The organism is Burkholderia anthinoferrum, from assembly GCF_002925705.1.
Lineage (GTDB): Bacteria > Pseudomonadota > Gammaproteobacteria > Burkholderiales > Burkholderiaceae > Burkholderia > Burkholderia semiarida.
In genome coordinates this window covers 71,388-97,457 of sequence record NZ_LFZP01000057.1, presented here as the reverse complement: position 1 = coordinate 97,457, position 26,070 = coordinate 71,388, and the positions used below count along the sequence as shown (strand labels likewise).

Genomic DNA, 26,070 nt, shown 5'->3' with positions numbered 1-26,070 from the left:
ATGGCCGGAACCACCGCACCCTCGACCCCGCAGCGTCCGATACCCAACGCGATTCTTCAGAATGCCGAAGCACGGCGCGTGATCGTCAGTCCGGTTCCCGCACCGGACACCTCGCCGAAGCTGATCGCGACCGACGTCGAATCGGTCGGTAACCCCGGCCTCGAGATCTTCGTGCAGTGCCTGTACATGGTGCCGTTCGTCGGCAATGCGATGTCGCTGTACGACGTCGGTGTCGACATCTACCGGATCTGCAGCGAGCCGGGCGGCACGGCGAAGGTCCTCAATTGGGGTATTCTCGCGATCGATGCGATCGGTGTCGTGCCCGCCGCGGGCAATGCGACGCGGCCGGCGCGCGCGGTCGTCAAGGAAGTGTTGCTCGCATTTGCAAAGGGTGCGGGCGCGGCGATGCTCGTCGACCTGTTCTGGGCGACGGCCGGCGGCGACGTGCTCGCCTTCATGGCGGAACTCGACACGTACCTCGACGCGTGGAAGAAAGACATCGTCGCGGGGGTGCGCGAAGCGTCGCGCACGGTGCGCCGCTTCGTGCTCGATCCTGTTTCGGCGGCCGAGCAGATGGGGCGCATCAAGAAGAACCCGGGCTTCCTGTCGTGGGTGCCGTCGACGGAGGAGATCGCGCTCATCGGCATCGACCAGTTGCTCCAGGTGTCGGGCCAGCGCGATGCGATCGTCGCCTGGCTCGACGCGTTCGACCGCGAAACGGGGCCGATGCTGGACCGCGCGTTCGGCAGCGTGGACGAAGCGGGTGGTTTGCTGTTCATGGCCGCGCAGATCACCGCGCAGATCAAGGCGCGCAAGGCGCGCGGGATGCCGTCGCACGTCGCGCAGGTCACGCCGGGTACGATGAGCGCGCCGCACCGCAAGCCGGGCGAGCACCGCGATTCGACGCAGAAAGGCGCGATGCCCAGCCCGCTGCCGCCGAAGGACGGGTGCGGCTGTCCGAAGACGGCGAGCGCGAAGCCCGTCAATTACGCAATGGGCGACGAGCACCTCGCGCAGACCGACTTCGTGCTCGACGGTGTCGTGCCGATCGTGTGGACGCGACGCTATCGATCGAGCCTTGCGGCCTACGATGCGAGCCCGCTCGGCGCGCGCTGGAGCAGTGCGTATCATCTGTCGCTGGAGGAGCGGGACGGTACGCTGACGTTCTTCGATCCGGACAGTCGCGCGGTGCCGTTGCCGCCGGTGGGATTCGGGGAGTCGGTCGAGGTGCCGGCCGAGCAGTTCACGATTGCACGCCCGGATGGCCGCCGAATCCATTTGACCTATCCGGACGGTAGTCGAGAGGAATACGAACTGAGCGGCCGCGTTGCGTCGACCCGTTACCGCCTCGTTTCCCGCATCAACCGCGACGGCCTCGGTCTCGGCTTCACGTACAACGCCGCCGGCGAACTCGTTACGATCAGCGATGGCGCGGCGAACGCGATCCGCATCGAGTACGTCGACGGTCGCGTCTCGGCGATCTACCGTGCAGGCGTTCCGGGGCTCGCCAACGAAGCCCTCGCGCGCTACACGTACAGCGCCGACGGCGACCTGAGCGGCCACGTCGACATGCTCGGTTTCCGGCGTACGTATACGTACGAGCAACACCTGCTCACGCGTTATACGGATTTCAACGGACACCCCGCGAACCTCGCATGGGACTGGCCGGGCCGGCGCGAAGGCATGCCCGCGACGGCCGACGCCCGATGCGTGCGGACGTGGTACGGCAACGACGGCCAGCATGTCCAGGACGACATGCACTTCGAGTACCACCGCGAACACTGGTACACAAAGGTGACCGATGCCGGCGGCCATGCGACGATTCACCGCTACGATTTCCACAACCGGATCGTGCTGGTCGAGCATCCCGACGGCTCGACCGAATCGTACGAATGGGACGACCAGCACCGTCTGGTCGGCATGCGGAACGCGCTGGGTCACACGCAGCGTTTCGAGTACGACGCGCACGGCCGGCTGACGGCCGAGATCGACGCACTCGGCAATGTCACGCGTACCGAATACGACGCGCGCGGTTTGCCGGTCCAGGTCACCGGGCCGGATGGCCGTGTCACACAAACGGCCTACGACGCGCTTGGCCGGCCGGTCTCCGTGACGGACGCGGCAGGCCGCACGACCCGCTACGTGTGGGGCGTACGCAGCGAATTGCTGTCGCTGACCGATCCGAAGGGCGGCGTAAAACGCTTCCGTTATGACCACGGTGGACGGCTCGCGGAGGCGACCGACTGCTCCGGCCACGCGACACGCTACGGCTACGACGAGCGCGGTCATCCGTCGCGGGTCACCGATGCCGCGGGCCACGACACGCTTTATCGCTGCGACGCGCGAGGGCAGGTCGTCAGCGTCGTGCATCCGGACGGCGCCGAGGAACGCTTCACGTGGGACGGAGAAGGCAACCTGCGCACGTATCGCGACGGCGCGGGCCACGTCACCGAGTACACGTTCAATGCACGCGGGCAGCCGACCTGGCGCAAGGACGCCGCAGGCCGGGAACTGGCATACGGATACGACCGGCAATGGCGGCTCGACACGCTGACCAACGAGAACCGGGACCGGACGCGGTTCGGCTACGACCGGCTGGGGCGCATCGTCGAGCAGACGGATTTCGACGGCAGCACGACCCGCTACCAATGGGACGATGCCGGGCAACTGATCGGTTCGCAGGCCGGGGACGTCGAGACGACCTACACGCGCGACCCGCTCGGCCGGCTGACGCGGCGGGAGACGAAGGGGCCGGGCGGCCGGGGCCGGGTGACCGAGCTTTTCCATTACGACGCCCGCGGCCGGCTAACAACCGCGCAGGGATATCACAGCCGTGTGCACCTGCACTACGACGATGCCGATAACCTGATCGCCGAAGAGCAGACGATCTACCCGGACAGCGACGGTTCCTACACGACGGTGACGCGTCACGAATACGACGTGCTCGGCAACCGGATCCGCACGCAACTGCCGAACACGCGCACGATCGACTGGCTGCGCTACGGTTCGGGCCATTTGCACGGCGTGTTGCTGGACGGCCGGCCGCTGGTGGACTTCGAGCGCGACAAACTGCATCGTGAGATCGTGCGCCGGTATCGCAGCTTCGAGCAGGTTCGGGAATACGATCCGGCAGGTCGATTGCAGCGCATGGCCGTGCGGCGTGACGGGAGTGCGCGGCTGGCGGACTGGATGGCCACGCGCCGGTTGCAGTACGACGCGGCCGGTCACCTGACGCGTATCGAGGATCGCACGCGCGGCGTCACGGAGTATGCGTACGACCCGACCGGGCGTCTGCTGAAGGCGACGACACGGGATCTGAAGGAGGTATTCGCATTCGATCCGGCGGGCAACCCGGTGGATCCGGACAGCATCCCGCCGCGCCCGAGCGACGAAACGATCGAGTCGGCCAAGGCGCGGATGCAGCGGCAGATGGCGCAGGATCGTGCGTGGTGGGACGCCCATCCGGGCGAACGGTTGCCCGACGAACAGCTCGCGCGGCGCTTGCGGATTGCCGACGAGGTCGACGCGCTGACCGGCTGGGAGCGGTCATTGCCGAAGTGCATCGGCAACGTGCTGAAGGAACTGAACCGCACGCGCTACGAGCACGACGCGCAAGGCAATCTGGTGCGCAAGACGGAGCCGGGCGGCGTGACGTGGCTGTACGAATACGACGCGGCGAACCGGCTCACGCAGGCCGAACGCTATGCGAGGTGGCCGGCGGCGAACGAGATCGACCGGATCGAGCGGACGCCACATGGCGTGACGTCGACCCCGGGCACGGTGCGGCCGGAATTGCGCGTGCACTTTACCTACGACGCGTTCGGCCGGCGGCGGATGAAAGAGGTGACGAGCAGGGACGGCCACATCGATCGGACAGTGTTCACGTGGGACGGCGACGTGCTGCTGATGGAGGAGCGGTTCCATATCGCACCGCTTGAGCCGGGGGAACGCGGCGAGCGGGTGGGGGACCGCTCGACGCCGATGGTCCGGGAGGATCCTGCCGATCCGTACTCGGTGCCGGTGGCGCAGCGGGTCCATACGTTCATTGAGCGGCACCGGTGGCAGGGGGCGTCGCTGTACCTGCACGAACCGGGGACGTTCGTGCCACTGGCGCGGCTGGACGAGACGCTGGTGGAGGCGGCGTTCGTGGCGACGGGCACGGATGGAAGGTTCGTGCAGGTGCCGGCGAAGACGCGGCATGCGATGCTGTTCTACCAGAATGACCACCTGGGGACACCGCAGGAACTGCTGGACGATTCGGGGAAGGTAGTGTGGCTGGGGCGGTATCGGGCGTGGGGTGGCGAGAAGACGGTGTGGGGGGAGGTGCCGGAGCGCAACGAGGCGGGGAACGCGGTTCGGTTCCAGGGGCAGTATCGGGACGAGGAGACGGGGCTGCACTATAACCGGTATCGGTACTATGATCCGGGCAGCGGCAGGTTCATCTCGAAGGACCCGATTGGGTTGCAGGGTGGATTGAACGTCTGGCAGTACGCACCCAATCCAATTGGCTGGATTGATCCGCTGGGGCTGTCGAAGCAATGTGCGAAGTGCTTGCCGAGTTGCAACGATATCGCATCTCAGGGACCGAAGGATGCCACCGAGATGGCGCAAGAACTTTCTAGGCAGATTAATCGGAATTCGGTAACATTTTCTACGCCGACAACGCAAGGCCATATTGATTTGCAGGGTGATGCGCACTTCGATAAGGCGACGAAAGTTAAAATTCCAACTCCCCATGTTCAGACGCGAACGATTAACATCGGACCGAACGGCCAAATAACTACGTCAAAAAAGACAGAGGTCACGACGGCGGCAACTAAGCAGGATGTGCGAGTGGCAAGAGAGCTTGCAAGACGGAAGGGGTTGTGCAAATGAATGATCTAATCGATGCGTTGCAGCACTGGTATACATCTCAATGCGATGATGTTTGGGAGCATTCTTACGGTGTGAAGATTTCTACCATTGACAATCCGGGATGGGAAGTTAGAATAAATGGTGTTTCGGGGAGAAAGTTGATAGATATTAATGCAGAGCGTGATGAATCAGATTGGATTAGTGTGACTGCTACTAAAGAGGAATTTGTTGGGTATGGTGGTTCAAGTAATTTGAAGGAAATTCTGATGCTTGCGATGGACTGGTTGCATTAAGCACCAAGGGCCGCAGTTGTGGCCCTTGTAGTTAGTGTGGTTAGCCGCAATCGGGGGTGATTTGCGCGGCGGTAATGGTGAGCTTGCCGTGTTCAACGTGAACGTGAAGCTTCTGGCCGGCGTGGAAGCCGACGTCGTGTATCAGCCAGCGGCCGACGATCTTGAGCCAGAGGTGCAGCGGCTCGCAGCTCTCGTCATAGATGGCCTGCAGTCCGTAACGACCGATGTCGCGCTTGCGCTGCATGGTGATGAAACGCTCCGTGACGGGTTGCCGAACCTACGGCGCGTGGACTTGGCGCACGTCCTGGTGTAGATATCCCGGTCGACATTGACGGAACGGTTCATCCAAGCACTGGCGGCATTTCGGTTGCTCTGGAATCAGCACGCAATCTTCCGCCTCATAGGCGCCCCGAAAATCCAGGGGGAACCGGAAGGGACTGTGCTTGTTTGCTGAATACAGCGAACCTTCCGAAAAGTCTGAGGTGCGTGCGGGATAGTGCCAAGCATGGAACGATCCAACCAAGCACAAGTATGTCTTTATCTGATTATCAAGCCGCACTTCGTTCAACGCGTGAAAAATTGGTGAGGCAATGACGGCTGAACTTTATGTCGTGCTGGATCGGGAACTGCGCGACGCATTGGAGGCGAGCGCCGACTTCGACGTGCTGAGAGATATTCTCGTGAAATATCGGGAGAAAGGTTTTAGTTCGAATTCCGTATGTGAATTGTTGGAATCTATGAGGGATGGCGTAACTTAAAATATTGAAGAGCGAATTCTGGAGCTTATGGATATCGTTTCTGGATTCTGTTCTCCGAATATGCGAGTTTGGTGATGGGTGAAAGGGCCGCAGTTGCGGCCGTTGTTGTTATCGTGGTTGGCGGCGATCCGGGCCGATGGTGATCTGCTCCGCCTGTTCTACCCGACCGTCGTACAGACGTCTACGACACGTCGTCAGGCCCGCCGAGCACGCGACAAAGCATCGACAGGTCGCGCAGCCTGAGATGCGGCGCCACGGCGTACCCCGGCGCGTATTCGCCTGCAGAAACCGGCTCGCGTACGACCCACGCCGCCTGCAGCCCCGCATTCAGCGCGCCGACGATATCGAGATGAAAATCGTCGCCGACATGCAGCAATTCGCCCGGCCGTACGTCGAGCGCATCCGCCGCCGCATGGAAGATCTCGGGTTCCGGCTTCGCGAAGCCGAACTCACGCGCACTGAGCGTCGTGCGAAAGAATTCGCCGCCGCCGGTCAGCCGGAGATCCGCGTTGCCGTTGGTGACCGCGATCAACGGAAAGCGCTCGCTCAGCCACGCGAGCGCCGGCAGCGCGTCTTCGTAGAATTCGACGCGGTTGCGCGCCGCATAGAACACGTCGTACGCACGATCGGTCAGCGAGACATCTTCGTTCGCGCGTTCCAGCGCCAGCCGGATCGACCCGATTCGCATCGCGCGAAAGTCGCCGGCAAGCTCTGGACACAAACGTTCGTATTCGTCACGTAGCGCACCAAGTGCCTGTTGCGTGGGCAGCACGCGCTCGGTGTTCGGCGCGTGCTCGATCAACCATGCGCGAAGCGCCGCCTCGGCCCGTACGACGGACGGCCCGAACGGCCACAGGGTGTCGTCGAGGTCGAACGAGAGGGCGGAGACTTTGGCGAGACGCATGGCGGTTGAAAGCGGGAAGTCGTTTTACCAGGGCCACGGAACGGCAGTGCCGGTGCCGTGGTCGAGGGCGTGCCGATACAGGAAGCGCGCGACGGTCAGATCCTGAAGCGCGAGCCCCGTCATGTCGAAGACGGTGATCTCGTGCGCGGCACGATCGATCGATGTCGCACCCGCGAGGATGTCACCGATTTCCGTGCGCGGCAAATCTGGCGCCCACTGGCACTCGCCGATGCCGCGCGCCTGCTCGTGATCGTCCACGACGATGCGCGCGCGTTCCAGCACGCCCGCCGGAAGTTCGCGCTTGCCCGCGGTATCGGCGCCCACGCAGGTCAGGTGGGTGCCGGGCTGCACGGCATCCGCGTCGAACAACGCGCCGCCGCCCGGCGTGGCCGTGATCACCACGTCGCTATCGGCCACCGCGTCGTTGCGGTTGTGCGCCACGCCGATCGTACATCGATCGACGAAGTGCGCTTCGAACGCCGGGTCCGGCTCGCCGCCGACGGTCACGTACTGCACCGTGCATCGCCGCGGCAGCAGCCTGAGCGCGTAGTCGAGCTGCACGCGCGCCTGCACGCCCGTGCCGAACACGCAGAGCCGCGTGCTGTCGCGGCGCGCGAGCAGTTGCAACCCGAGGCCGCCGGCGGCCCCGGTGCGCGCGGTGGTGATCGCGTTGCCGTCCATGATGCACAGCGGGCGTCCCGTCGCCGGATCGAACAGCGCGACGGTGGCCTGATGCGGCTCGCCGCCCAGCGCACGGTTGCCCGGCCAGAACCCGGCCGCCTTGAAGCCGAGCAAGTCCTGACCGGCGACGTCGCCCGACTTGATGCCGAACACGCCGCCGGTATGGAGCTTCTCGCGCACGACCGGGAATACGCGTCCTGCCCGTTGACTGTGCAGCACGAAGGCTTCGCGGACGGCCGCCATCACTTGCTCGACCTGCAGGGCGGGCTCGACGGCATCGCGGTCGAGGAGAAGGAGGCGGGCGTCGGTCGGCATGGTCGGGGGCGCCTGTTCGGCACGAGATGAATCAAGGGTGTTTAAAGTTTGTCCAAATATGGACAAATAGTCAATGCGTGGATGAGACGGCATGGACGCCGGACGACGCTCACCACCCGTAGAACCGCGGCCACGTCTGTGCGGCGCCGTCGCCGCCGATGGCCTGGTATTCGGGATGCTGCGCGCCGGTGGCGCACGCATGATTCGGGAGAATGCGCAGCCGCGTGCCGATCGGAAACCGCTGCGCGATGTCCGTATCCGGCGCGCCCGTTCGCGACACGATCCCGTGTTCCTGATTGGCGGCGCTCATCAGGTAGCCACCGAGCACCTCGCCGTCTTCGGTGCAGACCTGCCCGTAGCCGAAATCGCGCGCCTGGCGCTGCGTGCCGCGGTCGCGGCTCATCGCCATCCAGCCCGCATCGACGATCGCCCAGCCTTTCTCTTCCTGATGGCCGACGACGGTGGTCAGCACCGACAGCGCGATGTCGGACAGTGCGCACACGCCGATGTTGTGCATTACGAGGTCGAACATCACGTACACGCCGGCGCGCACTTCGGTCACGCCGTCGAGCCGTTGCGCCGCCAGCGCGGTGGGCGTCGATCCGATGCTGACGACCGGGCAGGGCAAGCCGGCGGCCCGCAGGCGCTCGGCGGCGCGCACGGTGCGGCTGCGCTCCTGTTCGGCGATCGCGACCAGCGCTTCGGGCGTGTCGTATTCGTAGCTGGAGCCTGCATGAGCGAGCACGCCGCCGAGCCGCATGCCGCCGTCGGTCAGCGCGCGGCCGACCTCGATCAGCAGGTCGGCATCGGGCGGGATGCCGGAGCGGTGCCCGTCGACGTCGACCTCGATCCACACGTCGAAACGTTCGCCGTGCTCGCGCCCGAACGCGGCGATCGCGTGCGCGGCCGGCAGGCTGTCGGCGACGATCGTCAGGTCGCAGCCCTGCCGGCGCAGCGCCAGCGCCTGGCCGAGCTTGGCGGGCACCATGCCGACCGCATAGACGATATCGACGATGCCGTCGGCGAAGAATTGCTCGGCTTCCTTGAGCGTGGACACCGTGATGCCCTGCGCGCCCGCCGCGATCTGCGCGTCGACGACTTGCCGGCATTTGGTGGTCTTGACGTGCGGCCGGAACCGCACGCCGAGCGCGTCCAGATGCGCCTGCATGCGTGCGATGTTGCGGTGCATGCGGCCGATATCGATCAATGCGGCCGGGGTGTTGAGGGTGTGAAGGTCCACGATGCGTCCGTTTGCGAAGTTGCCGATACGGACACTGTAGGGGAGGGGAGCAGCGCCGTGTTTAATGCACGGCTAATCTGCCATTAAGTAGAATTTAATCAACGAAGTCCTCCTGGATCGCACCGGATCTCAGGCCTTGCCGCGCCAGGGCGGCGGATCGAGAAACTGCCGCGCGGCGTCGAGAAACACCCGCTGCCGCGCGGAGCGGCCGGTACGCGATGGCACGAGCGCCGTGACCGGCGCGGGCGGCAGGCGCCAGCGGGGCAGCAACCGGACGAGCTTGCCGTTCGCGAGCAGCGGTGCGACGTCCCACTCGGAGCGCTCGACGATGCCGAGCCCGGCCAGCGCCCATTCGGTGATGACGGTGCCGTCGTTGGACGACAGCGCGCCGGTGACGCGGATGACGGTGGACCGCCGCGAATCGCCCTTGGCGCCGCCAACAGGCGAGAAGCGCCAGCGCGGGATGTCCTCGTCGTTCTCGCGCAGGCACAGGCAGTCGTATCGCGCCAGGTCGGACGGATGCTTCAGATCCTTGATGCGACGCGCGTACGCGGGGCTCGCACAGAGGAAGCGCTCGTTGGGCGCGAGCGGATAGCCGATCCACGAAGACGACTTGAGGCTGCCGACATGGACGACCACGTCGGCCCCCGCCGCGCTGGTCAGCGGGCTTTCCGACAGATGCAGCGAGATCTCGAGTTTCGGATGTGCGCGCTGCACGTCGCGCACGATTCGTGCGACATATTTGCGGCCGAAGCCGAGCGGGGCGACGACGCGCAGCGTGCCCTGCACGTCGCCGTGGTCGCCCGCGATGCTGACTGGCAGCGCCTCCACGCGCTCGAGAATGCCCACGGCTTCCTGGTACAGCCGCTGCCCTTCGTCGGTCAGCGCGATGCCTTTCGGTTGCCGCACGGCGAGCCGCGCGTTCAGGCGCGCTTCCATCCGCTGCAGGCGAATCGTGACCGCGGGCGGCGTGAGATCGAGCAGCCGGGCGGCAGCGGCCAGGGATCGGGACGTGCCGATCGCGCGGACGAGTCGAAGGTCGTCGAGGTCGAGCATTTCATGGCTCTTAATGCAGAGGGTATCCAGCATTAAACCGCACATTCGGTGCCGCCGCCATCGGGGTGGCCGGCGCCCGCCCGCCGCATTCGCCGATACATTGAATCGTCCGATCGATCGTGACGCCCGGCGCCCGCCCGCCTACGCGTGCAGCCCCCAGATCAGCGACCGGTGCGCGGCCACTCCGGCCATCACGCCCGATGCCGATGCGAACGTTGCGTTGCTCATCGACGTCGACGCATCGCCCGCCGCGAATACGCCGGCGACGCTCGTCTGCTTCGACGCATCGACGCGAACGACGGGACCGAGCGGCCCTTCGTCGAACGCGCAGCCGAGCTGCCGCGCGAGGTCGCTCGCCATGCCGGTGCGCGCGCCGATGAACAACGCGTCGATCGGCACGACCTGGCCGTCGGCGAGCCGCAGCGCGTCGATACGCGGCGCAGCGCCGAGGATCTCGGCGGCCGGCGAGCGTTCGATCCGCACCCCGCGCGCGGCGAGCAACGCGGCTTCTTCGTCGTTCGCTTCGACCACGCCCTGCGTGAACCACGTCGTCGGGCCCCAGTCCGGAATCAGGATCGCCTGATGGACCGACAGCGGATGCGTGGCGAGCACGCCGAGCCGCTGGCCGCTTACTTCATAGCCATGGCAGTACGGACAATGCAGCACGCTGATGCCCCAGCGTTCGGCGAGCCCCGGCAGCGCGGGCAGTTCGTCGCGGATGCCGGTGGCGAGAATCAGCCGGTCGGCGCTCGCGCGGCCGCCGTCGGCCAGCGTCACGTGAAAGCGCCCGTCCGCGTCGCGCTCGGCCGTGCGAACCGTGCCGTCGATGCGCCGCACCGTCGGATACGCGTCGAGCTGCGCGCGCGCATCGGCGACGATTTGCGCCGGCGGCTTGCCGTCCTGCCCGAGGAAGCCGTGCGCGTGTTCGGCAAAGCGGTTGCGCGGCCGGCCGGCGTCGATCACGAGCACGCGGCGGCGCGCCCGCGCCAGTTGCATCGCGGCCGACAACCCGGCAAAGCTGCCGCCGATCACGATCACTTCATGATGAGAATGCATGCGTCCGCTCCTTTCTGAACCTGCGTGAATGACCGATGTGCTCCGCTGACGGTCAACTCATGAAACATGAGAAGTTGCATGATAGGGCGATGGTATCCTTCATGCAACTTCATAAGTTTCGAGAGAGAGGGGAGTTCTACCCGTGAGAACCGACAGCCGTTTGTCGCGCATCCTGCATGCGCTGATCCACATGGACCAGGCCGACGGCCCGCTGACGTCGGAGACGATCGCGACGATGCTGTGCACGAACCCGGTCGTCGTGCGGCGCCTGCTCGGCGGGTTGCGCGATCGCGGGTACGTGCAGTCGGAGAAGGGGCACGGCGGCGGCTGGGCGCTCAGCGTCGCGCTCGACGACATCACGCTGCTCGACGTCTATCGCGCGGTGGGCGAGCCGCCGCTGTTTTCCGATCTCGTGTCCGACGACGCGCCCGAATGTCTGGTCGAACAGGCCGTCAACGCGCATCTGTCGGCGACGCTGAAGGAGGCCGAAGCCTCGCTGCTCGCGCGCTTCGGCGAAGTCACGCTCGGCATGCTCTCGCGCGATTTCGACGCGAAGGCGGCGCGGCCGCGCAAGCCGCGCTGACGCGGCGCAGCACGTCCGCCGTACACGCGTGACGTGCGCGCCGGTGCGATCGAAACCGTCGCGCCGTCATGTTCTGTCCCCCAACTTCTGCCCGGTTCGCCCGCCACAGGGCAAAATACGGGTTTTCCGCACCCGCGAGGGCGCGTTCGAATCACGCGCCGGGCGGCGGCAGTGCGCATGCCGCACGCCGCCGCCCGGCGCCCCAGGCAAGATCGCTCGCCACGCTGCGAGCCCACAGGAGTCCAGACCCCATGCCCGAATCCAACCTGTCCTTCTTCGGCCGGCTGTCGCTGGCCGTCGGCACGTTCTTCTCCGTGCTCGGCAATCGCGAGTTCGCCGCCGACGTGCTGCGCGTGCGCGATGGCGCCGCGGCGCCGGTCGCGCCCGCTCCGACGCCGGCACCGGCCGCCGCGCCCGTCGCCCCCGCGCCCGTGAAGCCGCCGGCGCCCGAGCTGCGCGAAGCGAGCCCGCAGGCCGCGCTGCAACTGCTCGGCCTGCTGCAGCGCGATGCGCGCTTCATCGATTTCGTCGAGGAAGACATCGCCGGCTACGCGGACGCCGACATCGGCGCGGCCGCGCGCCTCGTGCACGACGGCTGCCGCGCCGCGCTGCGCGAGCACTTCACGATCGTTCCCGTGCGCGACGAAGCCGAAGGCAGCCGCGTGACGCTGCCGGCCGGCTTCGACGCGACGGCCGTGCGCGTGACCGGCAACGTGGTCGGTTCCGCGCCGTTTACGGGCACGGTCAGCCATCGCGGCTGGCGTGTCGCGGACGTGCGCCTGCCGAAGCTGACGGGCAGCCACGACGCATCGGTCATCGCACCGGCGGAGGTGGAACTGTGAGCGATCCGCGCTATTCGATCGGTATCGACCTCGGGACGACCCATTGCGCGCTGTCGTACGTCGACAGCAGCACGAGCGACGGCGAGAAGATCACGCAGCAGGTGCTGCCGATCGCGCAACTCACTGCGCCCGGCGCGCTGGAATCGCGCGACCTGCTGCCGTCGTTTCTCTACTTGCCGCATGAAAGCGAGCTGACGCAGGGCGACCTGACGCTGCCGTGGACGGCCTCGCGCACCTTTGCGGTCGGCGAGATGGCGCGCACGCGCGGCGCCGGCACGCCGATCCGCCTCGTGTCGAGCGCGAAGAGCTGGCTGTGCCACCCGGGCGTCGATCGCCGCGCGGCGATCCTGCCGAGCGATGCGCCGCCGGAAGTGACGCGCGTGTCGCCGCTGGAAAGCTCGATCCGCTATCTGACGCACCTGCGCGAAGCGTGGGACCACGCGCATCCCGACGCACCGTTCGCCGACCAGGACGTGACGGTGACGATCCCCGCGTCGTTCGATCCGGCCGCGCGCGAGCTCACGGCCGAGGCCGCGCGCGCCGCCGGCTACTCGCGGATGACGCTGCTCGAGGAACCGCAGGCGGCGCTGTACAGCTGGATCCAGAAGAGCGAAGGCGGCTGGCGCAAGCAGGTGCAGGTCGGCGACCTGATCCTGTGCGTGGACGTCGGCGGCGGCACGACCGACCTGTCGCTGATCGCGGTGGTCGAGCGCGACGGCAATCTCGAACTGCATCGCGTGGCCGTGGGCGAGCACATCCTGCTCGGCGGCGACAACATGGACCTCGCGCTCGCGCACGTGGTGGCGCGCAAGCTCGCGCAGCAGGGCACGCAGGCCGATCCGTGGCAACTGCGCGCGCTGACCTACGCGTGCCGCTCGGCCAAGGAAACGCTGCTGTCCGATCCGAGCGCCGACGCGGTGCCGCTCGTCGTGCCGAGCCGCGGCTCGAAGCTGATCGGCGGCTCGATCCGCACCGAACTGACGCGCGCGGAACTGACGCAGACGATCCTCGAAGGCTTCTTCCCGCAGGTCGATGCGGCCGCGCGCCCGGTGAGCCGCGCGCGTGTCGGCCTGACGCAGCTCGGCCTGCCGTATGCGCAGGACGCCGGCATCACGCGCCATCTCGCGGCGTTCCTCGGCCGCCAGGTCGCGGCGCTCGACACGCTCGAAGGCGTGCAGCGCACGCTGCCGCAGGGCGCGACGTTCCTGCATCCGACCGCCGTGCTGTTCAACGGCGGCGTGTTCAAGTCGACGCTGCTCACGCAGCGCGTGCTCGACACGCTCAACGGCTGGCTCGCCGCCGAAGGCGCGCCGCCCGCGCGCCTGCTCGAAGGCGCGGATCTCGATCTCGCGGTCGCGCGTGGCGCGGCGTACTACGGCTACGTGAAGCGCGGCCGCGGCGTGCGCATTCGCGGCGGCACGGCGCGTGCGTACTACGTCGCGATCGAATCGGCGATGCCCGCGGTGCCGGGGCTGGAGCCGCCGGTGCAGGCGCTGTGCGTCGCGCCGTTCGGGATGGAGGAAGGCTCGGACGCGGCGCTGCCGCCGCAGGAGTTCGGGCTCGTCGTCGGCGAACCGGTGCAGTTCCGCTTCTTCGGCTCGTCGGTGCGGCGCCAGGACCAGGTCGGCACGCTGCTCGACTACTGGTCGCCGGAAGAGCTGCAGGAGCTGGAGGAAATCCAGGCGACGCTGCCGGCCGAAGGGCGCACCGTCGGCGAAGTCGTGCCGGTGAAGCTGCATGCGCGCGTGACCGAAGCCGGCACGCTCGAACTCGAGGCGATTCCGAGCGGCACGAACGAGCGCTGGAAGGTCGAGTTCGACGTGCGCGGCGCCGCCTGAGCGCGATGAAGCGTTATACGGTCGGCATCGACCTCGGTACGAGCAATACGGTCGTCGCGTACGTCGAGGCCGATTCCGACGCGATCCGCGTGTTCGACGTCGAGCAACTGGTCGGGCCCGGCGCGGTGGCCGCGCAGCCGCTGCTGCCGTCGGTGCGCTATCACCCGGCGGCGGGCGAGCTGCCGCCGGATGCGTTGCGACTGCCGTGGGCGGCCGATCCGAAGGCCAACACGAAAGCGGACGCGGCCGACGCGCCGCCGGCCGTGATCGGCCGCTACGCGCGCACGCTCGGCGCGCAGGTGCCGGGCCGGCTCGTGTCGAGCGCGAAGAGCTGGCTGTCGCATGCCGCGGTCGATCGGCTCGCGGCGATCCTGCCGTGGGGCGCGGCTGACGGCGTCGACAAGGTGTCGCCGGTCGACGCGAGCGCGAGTTATCTCGCGCACGTGCGCGACGCATGGGACGCGCATTTTCCCGATGCGCCGCTCGCGCGGCAGGACGTGATCCTGACGGTGCCCGCGTCGTTCGACGACGGCGCGCGCGCGTTGACGGTCGAGGCCGCGAAACGCGCGAAGCTGCCGGCGCTGCGCTTGCTCGAAGAGCCGCAAGCCGCGTTCTACGACTGGCTGTATGGGCAACGCGACACGTTGCGCGAGGCGTTCGCCCATGCACGGCGCGTGCTGATCTGCGACGTGGGCGGCGGCACGACCGACCTCACGCTCGTCGACGTCGCGCCGGGCGACGACGGCGAGCCGACCTTTACGCGCGTCGGCGTCGGCAACCACCTGATGCTTGGCGGCGACAACATGGATCTCGCGCTCGCGCGCCTCGTCGAGACGCGGCTGACGGAGCCCGGCACGCGGCTGTCGGCGGCGAGCCTGTCGCAACTCGTCGAGCGCTGCCGCGCGGCGAAGGAGCGGTTGCTCGGCGACGACGCACCCGCGTCCGTCACCGTCACGCTGCTCGGCGCGGGCAGCAAGCTGGTGGGCGGCGCGCGCTCGGCCGAGCTGACCCGGCAGGAAGTCGAGCAGATCGTCGTCGACGGGTTCTTTCCGCAGGTCGACGCCGACGAATTGCCGCGCCGGGCGCGCGCGGCGATCGTCGAATTCGGCTTGCCGTATGCGAGCGACGCGGCCATTACGCGCCACGTCGCCGCGTTCCTGAAGCGTCATGCGGAAGGCCCGCTGCCCGACGCGCTGCTGCTCAACGGCGGCGTGTTCCGCGCGGATGCGCTCGCCGGCCGTCTCGCGCAGACGCTCGGCGCGTGGCGTGGCGCGCCGCTCGACGTGCTGCACAACGCGCACCCGGACGTGGCCGTCGCGCGCGGCGCGGTGGCCTACGGGCTCGCGCGCGCCGGGCATGCGCCGCGCATCGGCGGCGGCTCCGCGCGCAGCTATTTCCTCGTGCTCGACGATGGCGAAGGCAACGCAGCCGCACGCGGCGTCTGCCTGCTACCGCGCGGCGCGGAAGAGGGCCGCGAGATCCGGCTCGACGATCGCACGTTCGCGCTGCAGCTTGGGCAGCCAGTGCGCTTCCACCTCGTATCGACCGTGGCCGACACGAAGTATCAACCCGGCGATCTCGTCGATCTCGACGGTGGCGATTTCGTGCGGCTGCCGCCGATCGCGACGGTCGTCGACGCGAAGGCGGGCGGCGACGCGCGCGAAACGCCGGTGACGCTCACCGCGTCGCTGACCGAGGTCGGCACGCTCGAAATGCACTGCATCGCGATCGACGATGCGGCGCGCCGCTGGCGGCTCGAATTCCAGTTGCGCGGCGATGCACCGGTTCACGGCGACGCTGCCGCGCCTACGCGGCATCCAAGGCTCGACCAGGCGATCGAGCTGATCGAGCGCTCGTTCGGCAGCAAGGCCGCGGGCGTGACGCCGAAAGACACGCGCCGGTTGCGCGCGCAACTCGAGCAGGTGCTCGGCGCGCGCGAAGACTGGGACGTCGCGCTCGCACGCGAACTGTTCGACGCATTGCTCGCGCGGGCGCGGCGGCGGCGCCGCTCGGCCGATCACGAGCGCGCGTGGCTGAATCTCGCCGGGTATTGCCTGCGTCCGGGTTTCGGCCATCCGCTCGACGCGTGGCGCATCGAGCAACTGTGGCCGCTGTTCGACGACGGCATTCAATACGTGACCGACGCGCAGGTGTGGTCCGAGTGGTGGACGCTGTGGCGGCGCGTGGCCGGCGGGCTCGACGACGATGCGCAGACGCAGGTGCGCGATGCGATCGCGTTCCTCGAACCGTCCGACGACAAGCGGCGCAAGCTGCCGTTCGATCCGGCCAAGGTCGGGCCGGCCGACATGACGCGGTTGTCCGCGTCGCTCGAACGGCTGCCGGTCGAGCGCAAGGTCGAACTGGCCGAGCGCCTGATCGCGCAATTGCAGAAGCCGGCCGAACGCACGCTGTGCGCGTGGGCGCTCGGGCGGATCGGCGCGCGCCGGCCGTTCTACGGCAGCGCGCACGGCGTCGTACCGGCGGAAATCGTCATCGGCTGGCTCGATGCGCTGTTCGCGCTCGACTGGAAGCAGGTCGAGCCGGCTGCGTTCGCGGCTGCGCAGATTGCGCGGATGACGGGCGACCGCTCGCGCGATCTGCCGGACGACACGCGCGAGGCGGTGATCAAGCGCCTGTCGGCCGCGAATGCATCGACGGCATGGATCGACATGGTGCGTGAAGCGATCGCGTTCGACGAAGCCGATACGGTGCGCGTGTTCGGCGAAACGCTGCCGGCCGGGTTGAAGCTGCTGGGCGATTGATGGCAGTACAGGATGTTTCGATCTCGTTGGAAGGTCGAAGCATCCGGTCGCGGTCGCGCCAACCATGGCGCGACCGCGACGCCCGTTCCATTCAGGCGTGCGATACCGACGCTGCTTCGCGTCGTTTTTCCATTGATTCGAATTTCGCGCCATCCTGCGCCGCCGCCGAACGCCGTGCGAGATGAATTCCCGCGAGCATGCAGCGCACCGACCGTTGACGCGCAAGGCGCGACACGGGCCGGTTCCGCGCCACGTTCCTGCGTGCGGTCAGGCGCTGGGCGCCGGCTCCGGAAACACCGGCTCACCAAGCGTCAGCATCAACCGGTTCGCCCACGCGAAGATCGCGATCGCGTGCGACAGGTCGAGAATTTCCTCATGCGGGAGCCCTTCGGCTTCGAGCGCGGCGATGTCGTTCTCGTCGATCGCGTCGGGCCGTTCGGACAGCGCGATCGCATAGCGGACGATCGCGCGTTCGCGTGCCGTGGTGCCGGCCGTCGCCGGGTCGTCGAACACCTGTTCGATCGCATCGGTGCGTTTCGCGAGTTGCGCGAAGCGCTGCGCATGCACCGACGCGCAATACACGCAGCCGTTCACGCGCGATACCGCCGTGCTCGCCAGTTCGCGCTCCGCGCGCGACAGCCCGCCTGGGCCGTACATGATCGCATTGAACACGCCCGAGCGCTGCCGCAGGATGTCGGGCAGGTGGACGAGCAGCAGGTAATAGTCGGACGTCTTCGCTTGCGGGTGGCTCGCTTCGAGCACCGCGAGTTGATCGGGCGTCGCCGCATCGAGCGAGACCGTGTCGAGCCACGCGCGCCAGCCGAGCGTGTCGGAGGTGAAGCCGTGGGTGGCAGTCGTCATGCGGCCTCCTTTGCGGCGCGTGCCTGAAGCGCCCGCGCGGCCGCGGCGACGCGCAATTGATACGCGACGAACGCGACGAGCTGCGACAGCGCGACGATCGCGGGCGTCGTGAGCCCGGCCGACTTCAACGTGTCGAGATCGGATGCGCGCGCGTCGACCGGCGCGTGCGTCAGGCGCTTCGCGTGCAGCAGGATCGCGCCGAGGCGGCGAGGCAGCGCGTCGAACGCGTCGGCATCTGCGTGCTCGATGTCGTCGAGCGTGCCGCCTGCGTCGAGCAGCCGGGCGCGATAGATGTCGGCCAGCGCGTGCGCATTCGACTGCCACGCGACATACCGTGCCGCATGCAGCCGCTCGATCAGCGAAAGATCGGGTAGCGCGGGATCGAACAGCGCGGCTTCGCTCAGTTGCGTATGCAACAGCACCTGGTCGCGCGCGCGGCGCAGCGCGGCGACGGCGTCGCCGGCGCGCAGGCCGGCTGCCGCGTCGATCGTGTCCGGCCCGGCGGCCGGCGTGATGGAGTCAGTCATCGTTTCGGTTTCCCTTCGTCGTCAAAGTGATCGATGGCGTCGGCGTCGCGCCATTCGTCGCCTTGCAGTTCGGCATTCGCGTACGCGACGAGCGCATCGTAGTGGCGGTCGCGATCGGCATCGAACAGCCGGCTCGCAATGCCGCGCGCGAGCCGCTGCGCGCCCGCGCTGATCGCCGGGATATCGCCGGACAGCTTGCCTTGGCTCAGGCTCGCCGCATGGTTGAAGCAATGGATGCGCGTGACGGCCGGGCACGCGCCGCGCTCGCGTTCCTGGAACGCGAACGCGGGGCCGAGATCGGGCGACTCGGCGAGCTCGTCGAGCCACAGCGCCGGTTCCGGCCGATACCGATCCTTCCAGCGCCGCACGTGCGCGCCGAACGACGCGAATTCCTCGCGCGTCGTCCAGTCCGAATGAAAGCCCGTCGCGAAGATCAGGAAGTCGACCGTGTAGCGTCCGCGCGGCGTCGTCAGTTCGAGGCCGTCCGCGTGGTCGGCGAGCATTTCGATCGGGCTGCCCGCATGGAAATGCGCATGGTCGTGGCGCGAGACGCGCAGCACGCTGTCGCGCGGCGGTGGCGTCTGCGACGTCAGCGCGTAGTGCATGAAACGCCACTTCGTCGCATCGTCGAGATCGGCGTAGCCGTGCACGAGGCCCGGGCTGCCGATGCCGGTCAGCTTGTTGATGCGCGGAATGTCCGCGCGGCGGAAGAACAGGTCGACGCGCGCGGCGCCCGCTTCGAGCGCGGTACCCGCGTTGTCGAACGCGGACGCGCCCGCGCCGACCACGCCGACGCGCTTGCCCGCGAGCGCGGCGAAATCGATCGGCTCGGACGAATGGGCCCAGCGCGCGCGCGGCGCGCGCCGCGCGACGGGCGGCACGTACGGGCCGCCGAGGCCGTCGCGGCCGGTCGCGAGCACGACGTGCCGCGCGAGCAGCGTGTGCGCTTCGCCGTTGCCGCGCACGTCGAGCGCGAGCAGCCCGTCGTCGCGCGGGCGCAGCGCGACGAGCGTCGTGTCGTTGCGCACCGGCAGGTCGAGCACGCGCCGATACCAGCGCAGGTAGTCCATCCATTGCGGGCGCGGAATCTTGTACAGCGCGTCCCACGCGTCGCGGCCGTATTGCGCTTCGAACCACGCGCGGAACGTCAGCGCGGGCAGGCCGAGTGCGGGGCCCGCAAGCTGCTTCGGCGAACGCAGCGTCTCCATCCGCGCGAACGTGACCCACGGGCCTTCGTAGCCGGCCGGCGCGCGGTCGACCACGCAGTGGTTGTCGATGCCGAGCAGGCGCAGCTCGGCCGACGCCGCGAGCCCGGCCATGCCGCCGCCGACGATCGCGACGTCGAGCACGCGCGCGCCGTCCACTTCGCGCGGCGGCACCCACGACGGCGCGGGCAGGTCGAGCCAGCGCAGGTCCTGCGCGAGGCGCGCCTCGAGTGCGTCGAGCGGGGGCGTCATGCGGCCTCCGGGCGCACGCGGCGGGTACGTGCCGGGCGAGGCGCGCGCGTCGCGCGGTCGGCCCGCAGCCGGTCGCCGCGCAGCAGCGCATCGTGCGCGGCGGCATCGTGAAAGGTCACGTCGTCGAGCAGCGCGCGCGTCGTGCGATGCAGCACGTCGAGCAGCGCATCGACGGCCGCCGTGCGCGCCTTGCCGGCCGGCGTCGCGACGCCGAACGCGAACGGGATGTCGACGTCGAGCGCGCGCGCGACGACACCGTCCACCGGCAGCGCGACGCCCGTGGCCGGATCGACGATGCCGATCCCGATGCCCGCGCGCGCGGCCATCACCGCATTCAGCGACGCGTTGGTTTCGATGAACACGTGCGCATCGACACGCGCGACCGCGAACGCCGCGTCGATCCGCTGGCGCAGCCGGTGCCGGTTCGCGACCGTCACGATGCGGCGCCGCGCGAGGTCGCGCAGCGCGATGCGCGGTTTCGCCGCGAGCGGATCGTCGGCCGGCAGCACGGCGACGCACGGCGTTTGTGCGATCCAGTGCACGTCGAGCCCGGCATGCGCCATCGGCAGCGTGACGACGCCGACATCGGCCGTGCCGGCCAGCACCTCGTGCACGACGTGCTCGGCCGATTCGCTGCGCAACTGATAGTGCGGCGCATGCGCGTCGTCGGGCAGCGCGGCGAGCGCGGCCGGCACGAGCGTGGCCGCGAGCGACGGCGTGGCCGCGATGCGCACGGGTTCGGCCGTTTCGTCGCCGAGTGCGCGTGCGCGCGCCTCGATCGCGCGCAGGCCGACCAGCGAGCGCTCGACTTCCTCGTACAGCAGGAACGCGCGCCGCGTCGGCGTCACGCGCGGGCCGTGCCGGTCGAACAGCGCGTAGCCGAGATCGGCTTCAAGCTCCTGGATCTGCCGCGTGACGGCCGGCTGCGAGCGACCGAGCAGCTCGCCCGCGCCGGTGACGCTGCCGGCCGACATGACTGCGGAAAAGGCTTCGAGTTGATGCAACTCCATGACGCGTTCCGATGATGCGATTTGCGCATTGTAGGAGTGCGAGCATGCACGATTCATATAATGATTTTTGCTATCGACAGCGGGAAAACTGCGAAGGGCGTAACGACCGCGGCGGCCCGTCGTGCGTGCAGTCGCACCGGTCGTGCACGGTGCGCCGAACGAAACGCCAATCGAATCAACACGATGCGATGTATGCCGGCATGTCGATCGATGCGGCGGGTATCGGCGGCCGTTCGCGCTCGTCATCGGCTTCGCGCCGCATACGATATCGATATGCGCAAAACTTCGTTGGATCGTCCTGAACCGGATGGTTACATGCCCTCACTCTTTTCGACTGACTGAAGCTGGGGGACGCATGAAGGTTTCGGGGTACGACGCGCGCGGCGCATGGCGGCGCGTGCTGGGCACGGTGGCGGCGCTCGCCGCCGCATGGGGCTTGTCGACGGGCGGCGCGCTCGCGGCCGGCGTGTCGGGCGAGCCGGTGGTGATCGGCGTGAGCGGGCCGCTGACGGGCCAGGACGCGCAATACGGCGAGCAGTGGAAGCGCGGCTTCGATCTCGCGCTCGACGAGATCAACGGCAGCGGCGGCATTCACGGCCGGCCGCTCGCGATCGACTTCCAGGACAGCCGCAGCGACCCGCGCCAGGCGGTGGCGATCGCGCAGAAGTTCGTCGCCGATCCGCGCATCGCGATCGAGCTCGGCGATTTCTCGAGCGCGACGTCGATGGCCGCATCGCCGATCTACCAGCGCGGGCAACTGGTGCAGTTCGGCTTCACGAATTCGCATCCGGATTTCACGAAGGGCGGCGATTATCTGTGGAGCACCGCGCTGAGCCAGGCCGAGGAGCAGCCGCTGCTCGCCCGCTACGCGGTGAAGGAACTCGGCTTCAAGCGGATCGCGGTGCTGTACCTGAACACCGACTGGGGCCGCACCAGCAAGGACATTTTCGCGAAGGCGGTGACGGGGCTCGGCGCGCAGGTCGTCGCGGCCGAAGGCTACCAGCCGGCGGAGAAGGATTTCCGCTCGACGCTCGTGCGGATCGGCGCATCGAAGCCCGATTCGATCGTGCTGATTTCCTACTACGCGGACGGCGCGCAGATCGTGCGCCAGGCGCGCACGTCGGGCGTCGCGCTGCCGATCGCGGCGGTGGGCTCCGTGTATTCGCCGAAGTTCCTCGAACTGGGCGGCACGGCCGTCGAAGGCGTCTATACGGAATCGAACTTCTTCCCGGCCGAGCCGCGCCCCGAGGTGCAGGCGTTCGTGCAGCGCTATCGCGCGAAATTCCACGCCGATCCCGATTCGTTCGTCGCGCGTGCGTACGATGCGCTGATCCTGTCGGCGGAAGTGCTGTGCCGCTACGGCACGACGCGCCAGGCCGCGCACGACGGCTTCGCGAAGATCAGCGACGTGCCGAGCGTGATCTTCGGCAAGGTGCGTTTCGATCCGCAGACGCGCCGCGTCGCGGGCGCACGCACCGTGTACCTGGTCGTGAAGCAGGGGCAGTGGGCGCTGTGGGACGGCGCGAAGCCGCAGCTCGCGGCGCGCTGAACCCGACATGAACCGCCTGCACCTGACGGACGCATCGTGATGGCTTCCTGGCTCGACTACACGCTCAACGGCCTCATCGTCGGCAACATCTACGCGCTGCTCGCGGTCGGGCTCGCGCTGATCTTCGGCGTGTCGCACCTGATCAACTTCGCGCACGGCTCGGTGTACATGGTCGGCGCGTTCATCGGCTGGCTGTGCCTGACGCGCTTCGGGCTGCCGCTGCCGGCCGCGCTCGCGGCGGTCGTCGTCGGCTGCGGTGCGCTCGGCATCGCGATCGAGCGGATCGGGCTGCGGCCGCTGCGCCATGCCGCGCGCATCGCGCCGCTGCTCGCGACGATCGGCATCAGCTTCATCCTCGATCAGCTCGCGCAGCTCGCGTTCGGCGCGGACCCGCGCGCGGTGCCGACGCCGCTGCCCGACTGGCACCTGCGGATCGCCGGTGCGACGCTCGGCTCGCTCGACCTGCTGATCGCGGGCATCGGCATCGCGGCGGCCGCGCTGCTGTACGGCTTCCTGCGCTTCACGCGGCTCGGCTGGGCCGTGCGGGCGACCGCGCAGGATCGCGACGCGGCGTTGCAGATGGGCGTCGACGTCGATCGCGTGAACCAGACCGTATTCGCGATCGCGTGCGCACTCGGCGGCGTGAGCGGGCTGCTGGTCGGCATGTACTACAACAGCATCGATCCGGCAATGGGCTTTCAGGCGACGCTGAAGGGCGTGGTTGCGCTGCTGATCGGCGGGCTCGGCAACGTGCCCGGCGCGATCGCCGGCAGCCTGCTGCTCGGTCTCGTCGAAAGCTACGGCGTCGCGCTGTTCGGCACCAGCTACCGCGACCTGTTCGCGTTCGGGCTGCTGATCGTGTTCCTCGTGTGGCGGCCGAACGGCTTGTTCAGCGCGAACCGCGCATTGCCGCCCGAGCCGATGACGGGCACCTTCCTCGCCGCCGCGAAAGCCGTGCGCGTGCCGCGCCCCGTACTCGTCGCGCTGATCGCGGCGGCGGCCGTGCTGCCGTGGCTCGGTGCATCGCCTTACGTGCTGCAGACGCTGACCAACGCGTGGCTGTACGGGCTGCTCGCGCTGAGCCTCACGCTCGTCGCGGGCACGGTCGGGCAGATCTCGCTTGGCCACGCCGCGCTGCTCGTGATCGGTGCGTATGCGTCGGCGCTGCTGTCGTCGGATCTCGGCTGGTCGCCGGCCGTGACGATTCCGTGCGCGGGTGTGATCACCGCCGTGCTCGGCACGCTGCTCGTCTATCCGGCGTTCCGGCTGCGTGGGCATTACGTGTCGATCGCGACGCTCGGCATCGGCGAAGTGGTGAGCCTCGTGATCCTGAACTGGGATGGCCTCACGCGCGGCCCGCTCGGCATCACCGGCATCGCGCCGTTGCCGTGGGCGACGACCGCGCGCGCCGCGTACTGGTTCACGTTCGCGGTGCTCGTCGTGTTCGCGCTCGTGCAGGTGCGGCTGCTTCGCTCGCACCTGGGCCGCACGCTGCGCGCGGTGCGCGAGGACGACGTCGCCGCGCGCGCGCACGGCATCGCGCCGAACCGCTACAAGGCGATCGCGTTCGCGGTCGGCGGCGTCGCGGCGGGCGTGAGCGGCGGGATCGCCGCGCACCTGTACAGCTACATCAATCACCAGACCTTCGACTCGCAGGTGTCGATCCTCGCGCTGACGATGGTGATCCTCGGCGGGCTCGGCAACGTGCTCGGCGGTATCGTCGGCGCGATCGCGCTGATCGGGCTGCCCGAGCTGTTCCGCTGGGCGGCCGATTACCGGATGCTGATCTACGGCCTCGTGCTGCTGCTGCTCGTTCGTTTCCGGCCACAGGGCCTGCTCGGCACGGTGTGAGGAGGAATGCGATGACGACGACTCGACCCCTGCTCGACGTGCAGGGCCTGACGCGCCGCTTCGACGGCGTGACCGCGCTCGACGGCGCGAGCCTGACGCTCGCCGACGGCGAACTGCTCAGCGTGATCGGCCCGAACGGCGCGGGCAAATCGACGCTGTTCAACCTGATCGCGGGCGCCGACCGGCCCGATGCCGGCCGCGTGACGTTCGACGGCCGCGACATCACGGGCACCGCGCCCGAACGGCTCGCGGCGCTCGGCATCGCGCGCACGTTCCAGCACGGCCGCGTGTTCGGCAACCTGAGCGTGCTCGACAACGTGCTGATCGGCGCACATGCGCGGCTGCGTGCGGCGCGGCCCGGCTGGCCGGCGCTCGGCGCGGCGGCCGAAGTGCTGCGCGCGCTCGTGCGGCCCGCGTCGGTGCGGCTCGAGGAAGCCGCTTTGCGTGAAGAAGCGCGCGACATCATTGCCGGCTTCGGCGAACGGCTTACGCCGCGCATCGATCATCCGGCGCACAGCCTGTCTTACGCGAACCGGCGGCGCGTGGAGATCGGTCGCGCGCTCGCGCTGCATCCGCGCCTGCTATTGCTCGACGAGCCGACGGCCGGGATGAACGAGACGGAGACGGCCGAGATGCTCCAACTGATCCAGTCGCTGAAGGCGCGCGGACTGACGATCCTGCTGATCGAGCACAAGCTCGAACTCGTGATGCGCGTGTCCGACCGCGTGATGGTGCTCGATAACGGCGTGAAGATCGCCGAAGGCGCGCCGCGCGACGTGCGGCACGATCCGCGCGTGATCGAGGCCTATCTCGGTCGCCGCCACGCGGGCGGTGCGCCGGCGGACCATACCACGCAGGCGGCCGCATGACCGTGCAATCTTCCGTGCCTGATACGACCATGACCGACGCGCTGCTGAAACTCGAACACCTCGACACGTTCTACGGGCCCGTGCAGGTGCACTTCGACGTGAACGTCGAAGTCGCCCGTGGGCAGATCGTCAGCCTGCTCGGCGGCAACGCGAGCGGCAAGTCGACGACGATGAAGCTGATTCTCGGGCTGATGCGTCCGCGCCGCGGCGTCGTGCGTTTCGACGGCGACGACGTGACCGCGCTGGCGACGCCGCAGCGCGTGCGGCGCGGGATCGCGGCCGTGCCCGAAGCGCGGCGGCTGTTCGGCGACATGAGCGTGCGCGAGAACCTGTTGATGGGCGCGTACACGCGCGGCGATCGCGCGGCGGTGGCCGAGGACTATGAGCGCGTGCTGGACCTGTTTCCGCGTGTGCGAGAACGATTGACGCAACGTGCGGGCACGTTGTCGGGCGGCGAGCAACAGATGCTTGCGATGGCGCGCGCACTGATGGCGCGGCCGAAACTGATCTGCATGGACGAGCCGACGATGGGGCTGTCGCCGCTCTACGTCGACAAGGTGCTCGAACTGATCGACGCGATCAACACGCAAGGGGTGACGGTGTTCATGGTCGAGCAGAACGCGAGCCTCGCGCTGGAAATCGCGCACTACGGGTACGTGCTGCAGACGGGGCGGGTGGTGCTGGAAGGGCCCGCGAAAACGCTGCTCGACGACGAGCGCGTGCGCGATGCGTATCTCGGTGGGGAGGCGGTGGCGGCGTAGGGC

The 26,070-nt window shown here is 68.3% G+C and carries 21 protein-coding genes; 11 read left to right on the top strand and 10 right to left on the bottom strand.

Annotation, left to right across the window (positions count from 1 at the left end):
* Window positions 1-4,875, top strand: coding sequence for an RHS repeat-associated core domain-containing protein (locus tag C5F75_RS27735; RefSeq protein ID WP_407641362.1), 4,875 nt, complete (start codon window positions 1-3; stop codon window positions 4,873-4,875).
* Window positions 4,872-5,147 carry an Imm53 family immunity protein gene (locus C5F75_RS27730; RefSeq protein WP_099317097.1) on the top strand — a complete coding sequence of 92 codons (276 nt, stop codon included), beginning with the start codon at window positions 4,872-4,874 and terminating at the stop codon, window positions 5,145-5,147. Before C5F75_RS27735 ends, C5F75_RS27730 begins: the two co-directional genes overlap by 4 nt.
* Before the next feature lie 40 nt (window positions 5,148-5,187).
* Here the strand turns inward: C5F75_RS27730 and C5F75_RS27725 are convergent, their stop codons facing one another.
* Window positions 5,188-5,391, bottom strand: a complete 204-nt coding sequence (locus C5F75_RS27725; protein ID WP_099317098.1) for a SymE family type I addiction module toxin — start codon at window positions 5,389-5,391, stop codon at window positions 5,188-5,190.
* A 71-nt stretch (window positions 5,392-5,462) separates the two neighbouring features.
* Between C5F75_RS27725 and C5F75_RS37760 the strand changes: the two genes are divergently transcribed.
* The gene (locus C5F75_RS37760; RefSeq protein ID WP_436628920.1) at window positions 5,463-5,741 is read left to right on the top strand and encodes a Tse2 family ADP-ribosyltransferase toxin; all 279 of its coding nucleotides are present in this window, start codon (window positions 5,463-5,465) and stop codon (window positions 5,739-5,741) included.
* A 345-nt stretch (window positions 5,742-6,086) separates the two neighbouring features.
* On the opposite strand, the gene C5F75_RS27720 is transcribed toward C5F75_RS37760, so the two are convergent.
* The 5 genes from C5F75_RS27720 to C5F75_RS27700 all read right to left on the bottom strand — a co-directional run bounded on the left by C5F75_RS27720 (window position 6,087) and on the right by C5F75_RS27700 (window position 11,157).
* Window positions 6,087-6,809 carry an HAD family hydrolase gene (locus C5F75_RS27720; protein WP_104013023.1) on the bottom strand — a complete coding sequence of 241 codons (723 nt, stop codon included), beginning with the start codon at window positions 6,807-6,809 and terminating at the stop codon, window positions 6,087-6,089.
* 24 nt (window positions 6,810-6,833) lie between these two features.
* On the bottom strand, window positions 6,834-7,805 hold the full coding sequence (locus tag C5F75_RS27715; RefSeq protein WP_104013022.1) for an ornithine cyclodeaminase family protein: 972 nt from the start codon (window positions 7,803-7,805) through the stop codon (window positions 6,834-6,836).
* A 109-nt stretch (window positions 7,806-7,914) separates the two neighbouring features.
* Window positions 7,915-9,045 (bottom strand): DSD1 family PLP-dependent enzyme, encoded by a 1,131-nt coding sequence (locus C5F75_RS27710; protein WP_104013021.1) that lies wholly within the window; start codon window positions 9,043-9,045, stop codon window positions 7,915-7,917.
* A gap of 129 nt (window positions 9,046-9,174) precedes the next feature.
* A complete protein-coding gene (locus tag C5F75_RS27705; RefSeq protein WP_104013020.1) occupies window positions 9,175-10,134 on the bottom strand; it encodes a LysR substrate-binding domain-containing protein in 960 nt (319 codons plus the stop codon).
* A 108-nt stretch (window positions 10,135-10,242) separates the two neighbouring features.
* On the bottom strand, window positions 10,243-11,157 hold the full coding sequence (locus C5F75_RS27700; RefSeq protein ID WP_104013019.1) for an NAD(P)/FAD-dependent oxidoreductase: 915 nt from the start codon (window positions 11,155-11,157) through the stop codon (window positions 10,243-10,245).
* Window positions 11,158-11,299: 142 nt separating this feature from the next.
* Between C5F75_RS27700 and C5F75_RS27695 the strand changes: the two genes are divergently transcribed.
* The 4 genes from C5F75_RS27695 to C5F75_RS27680 all read left to right on the top strand — a co-directional run bounded on the left by C5F75_RS27695 (window position 11,300) and on the right by C5F75_RS27680 (window position 17,182).
* A complete protein-coding gene (locus C5F75_RS27695; protein WP_059580023.1) occupies window positions 11,300-11,740 on the top strand; it encodes an Rrf2 family transcriptional regulator in 441 nt (146 codons plus the stop codon).
* A 251-nt stretch (window positions 11,741-11,991) separates the two neighbouring features.
* Window positions 11,992-12,582, top strand: a complete 591-nt coding sequence (locus C5F75_RS27690; RefSeq protein ID WP_060315824.1) for a DUF2760 domain-containing protein — start codon at window positions 11,992-11,994, stop codon at window positions 12,580-12,582.
* Complete coding sequence (locus C5F75_RS27685; protein WP_099317101.1) at window positions 12,579-14,420, top strand: Hsp70 family protein; 1,842 nt, start codon at window positions 12,579-12,581, stop codon at window positions 14,418-14,420. Before C5F75_RS27690 ends, C5F75_RS27685 begins: the two co-directional genes overlap by 4 nt.
* A gap of 5 nt (window positions 14,421-14,425) precedes the next feature.
* Window positions 14,426-17,182 carry an Hsp70 family protein gene (locus tag C5F75_RS27680; protein ID WP_104013018.1) on the top strand — a complete coding sequence of 919 codons (2,757 nt, stop codon included), beginning with the start codon at window positions 14,426-14,428 and terminating at the stop codon, window positions 17,180-17,182.
* Window positions 17,183-17,449: 267 nt separating this feature from the next.
* On the opposite strand, the gene C5F75_RS27670 is transcribed toward C5F75_RS27680, so the two are convergent.
* From C5F75_RS27670 to C5F75_RS27655, 4 genes are read right to left on the bottom strand one after another with little or no spacing between them, the layout of a single operon-like run.
* A complete protein-coding gene (locus C5F75_RS27670; RefSeq protein WP_104013017.1) occupies window positions 17,450-18,043 on the bottom strand; it encodes a peroxidase-related enzyme in 594 nt (197 codons plus the stop codon).
* Window positions 18,040-18,570, bottom strand: coding sequence for a CMD domain-containing protein (locus C5F75_RS27665; protein WP_104013016.1), 531 nt, complete (start codon window positions 18,568-18,570; stop codon window positions 18,040-18,042). Before C5F75_RS27665 ends, C5F75_RS27670 begins: the two co-directional genes overlap by 4 nt.
* Entirely contained in the window at window positions 18,567-20,027 is a 1,461-nt protein-coding gene (locus tag C5F75_RS27660) for an NAD(P)-binding domain-containing protein (protein ID WP_104013015.1), read from the bottom strand. Before C5F75_RS27660 ends, C5F75_RS27665 begins: the two co-directional genes overlap by 4 nt.
* The gene (locus tag C5F75_RS27655; RefSeq protein WP_104013014.1) at window positions 20,024-21,037 is read right to left on the bottom strand and encodes a LysR family transcriptional regulator; all 1,014 of its coding nucleotides are present in this window, start codon (window positions 21,035-21,037) and stop codon (window positions 20,024-20,026) included. Before C5F75_RS27655 ends, C5F75_RS27660 begins: the two co-directional genes overlap by 4 nt.
* 355 nt (window positions 21,038-21,392) lie before the next feature.
* Here C5F75_RS27655 and C5F75_RS27650 point away from each other — a divergent pair, with 355 nt between their 5' ends.
* From C5F75_RS27650 to C5F75_RS27635, 4 genes are read left to right on the top strand one after another with little or no spacing between them, the layout of a single operon-like run.
* Window positions 21,393-22,586: an ABC transporter substrate-binding protein gene (locus C5F75_RS27650; protein WP_104013013.1), complete on the top strand. Its 1,194-nt coding sequence runs from the start codon at window positions 21,393-21,395 to the stop codon at window positions 22,584-22,586.
* A gap of 39 nt (window positions 22,587-22,625) precedes the next feature.
* Window positions 22,626-24,437, top strand: a complete 1,812-nt coding sequence (locus C5F75_RS27645) for an ABC transporter permease (protein WP_059580046.1) — start codon at window positions 22,626-22,628, stop codon at window positions 24,435-24,437.
* A gap of 11 nt (window positions 24,438-24,448) precedes the next feature.
* Window positions 24,449-25,306, top strand: a complete 858-nt coding sequence (locus C5F75_RS27640; protein WP_104013012.1) for an ABC transporter ATP-binding protein — start codon at window positions 24,449-24,451, stop codon at window positions 25,304-25,306.
* The gene (locus C5F75_RS27635; RefSeq protein WP_089465393.1) at window positions 25,303-26,067 is read left to right on the top strand and encodes an ABC transporter ATP-binding protein; all 765 of its coding nucleotides are present in this window, start codon (window positions 25,303-25,305) and stop codon (window positions 26,065-26,067) included. The genes C5F75_RS27640 and C5F75_RS27635 overlap by 4 nt, the downstream gene beginning before the upstream one ends.
* Window positions 26,068-26,070: the final 3 nt, after the last annotated feature.

Excerpts from the sequence above, each read along its gene's own strand:
- C5F75_RS27735 (WP_407641362.1), top strand. The coding sequence starts at position 1 with ATGGCCGGAACCACCGCACCCTCGACCCCGCAGCGTCCGATACCCAAC.
- C5F75_RS27730 (WP_099317097.1), top strand. The coding sequence starts at position 4,872 with ATGAATGATCTAATCGATGCGTTGCAGCACTGGTATACATCTCAATGC.
- C5F75_RS27725 (WP_099317098.1), bottom strand. The coding sequence starts at position 5,391 with ATGCAGCGCAAGCGCGACATCGGTCGTTACGGACTGCAGGCCATCTAT.
- C5F75_RS27720 (WP_104013023.1), bottom strand. The coding sequence starts at position 6,809 with ATGCGTCTCGCCAAAGTCTCCGCCCTCTCGTTCGACCTCGACGACACC.
- C5F75_RS27715 (WP_104013022.1), bottom strand. The coding sequence starts at position 7,805 with ATGCCGACCGACGCCCGCCTCCTTCTCCTCGACCGCGATGCCGTCGAG.
- C5F75_RS27705 (WP_104013020.1), bottom strand. The coding sequence starts at position 10,134 with ATGCTGGATACCCTCTGCATTAAGAGCCATGAAATGCTCGACCTCGAC.
- C5F75_RS27700 (WP_104013019.1), bottom strand. The coding sequence starts at position 11,157 with ATGCATTCTCATCATGAAGTGATCGTGATCGGCGGCAGCTTTGCCGGG.
- C5F75_RS27690 (WP_060315824.1), top strand. The coding sequence starts at position 11,992 with ATGCCCGAATCCAACCTGTCCTTCTTCGGCCGGCTGTCGCTGGCCGTC.
- C5F75_RS27680 (WP_104013018.1), top strand. The coding sequence starts at position 14,426 with ATGAAGCGTTATACGGTCGGCATCGACCTCGGTACGAGCAATACGGTC.
- C5F75_RS27670 (WP_104013017.1), bottom strand. The coding sequence starts at position 18,043 with ATGACGACTGCCACCCACGGCTTCACCTCCGACACGCTCGGCTGGCGC.
- C5F75_RS27665 (WP_104013016.1), bottom strand. The coding sequence starts at position 18,570 with ATGACTGACTCCATCACGCCGGCCGCCGGGCCGGACACGATCGACGCG.
- C5F75_RS27660 (WP_104013015.1), bottom strand. The coding sequence starts at position 20,027 with ATGACGCCCCCGCTCGACGCACTCGAGGCGCGCCTCGCGCAGGACCTG.
- C5F75_RS27655 (WP_104013014.1), bottom strand. The coding sequence starts at position 21,037 with ATGGAGTTGCATCAACTCGAAGCCTTTTCCGCAGTCATGTCGGCCGGC.
- C5F75_RS27650 (WP_104013013.1), top strand. The coding sequence starts at position 21,393 with ATGAAGGTTTCGGGGTACGACGCGCGCGGCGCATGGCGGCGCGTGCTG.
- C5F75_RS27645 (WP_059580046.1), top strand. The coding sequence starts at position 22,626 with ATGGCTTCCTGGCTCGACTACACGCTCAACGGCCTCATCGTCGGCAAC.
- C5F75_RS27640 (WP_104013012.1), top strand. The coding sequence starts at position 24,449 with ATGACGACGACTCGACCCCTGCTCGACGTGCAGGGCCTGACGCGCCGC.
- C5F75_RS27635 (WP_089465393.1), top strand. The coding sequence starts at position 25,303 with ATGACCGTGCAATCTTCCGTGCCTGATACGACCATGACCGACGCGCTG.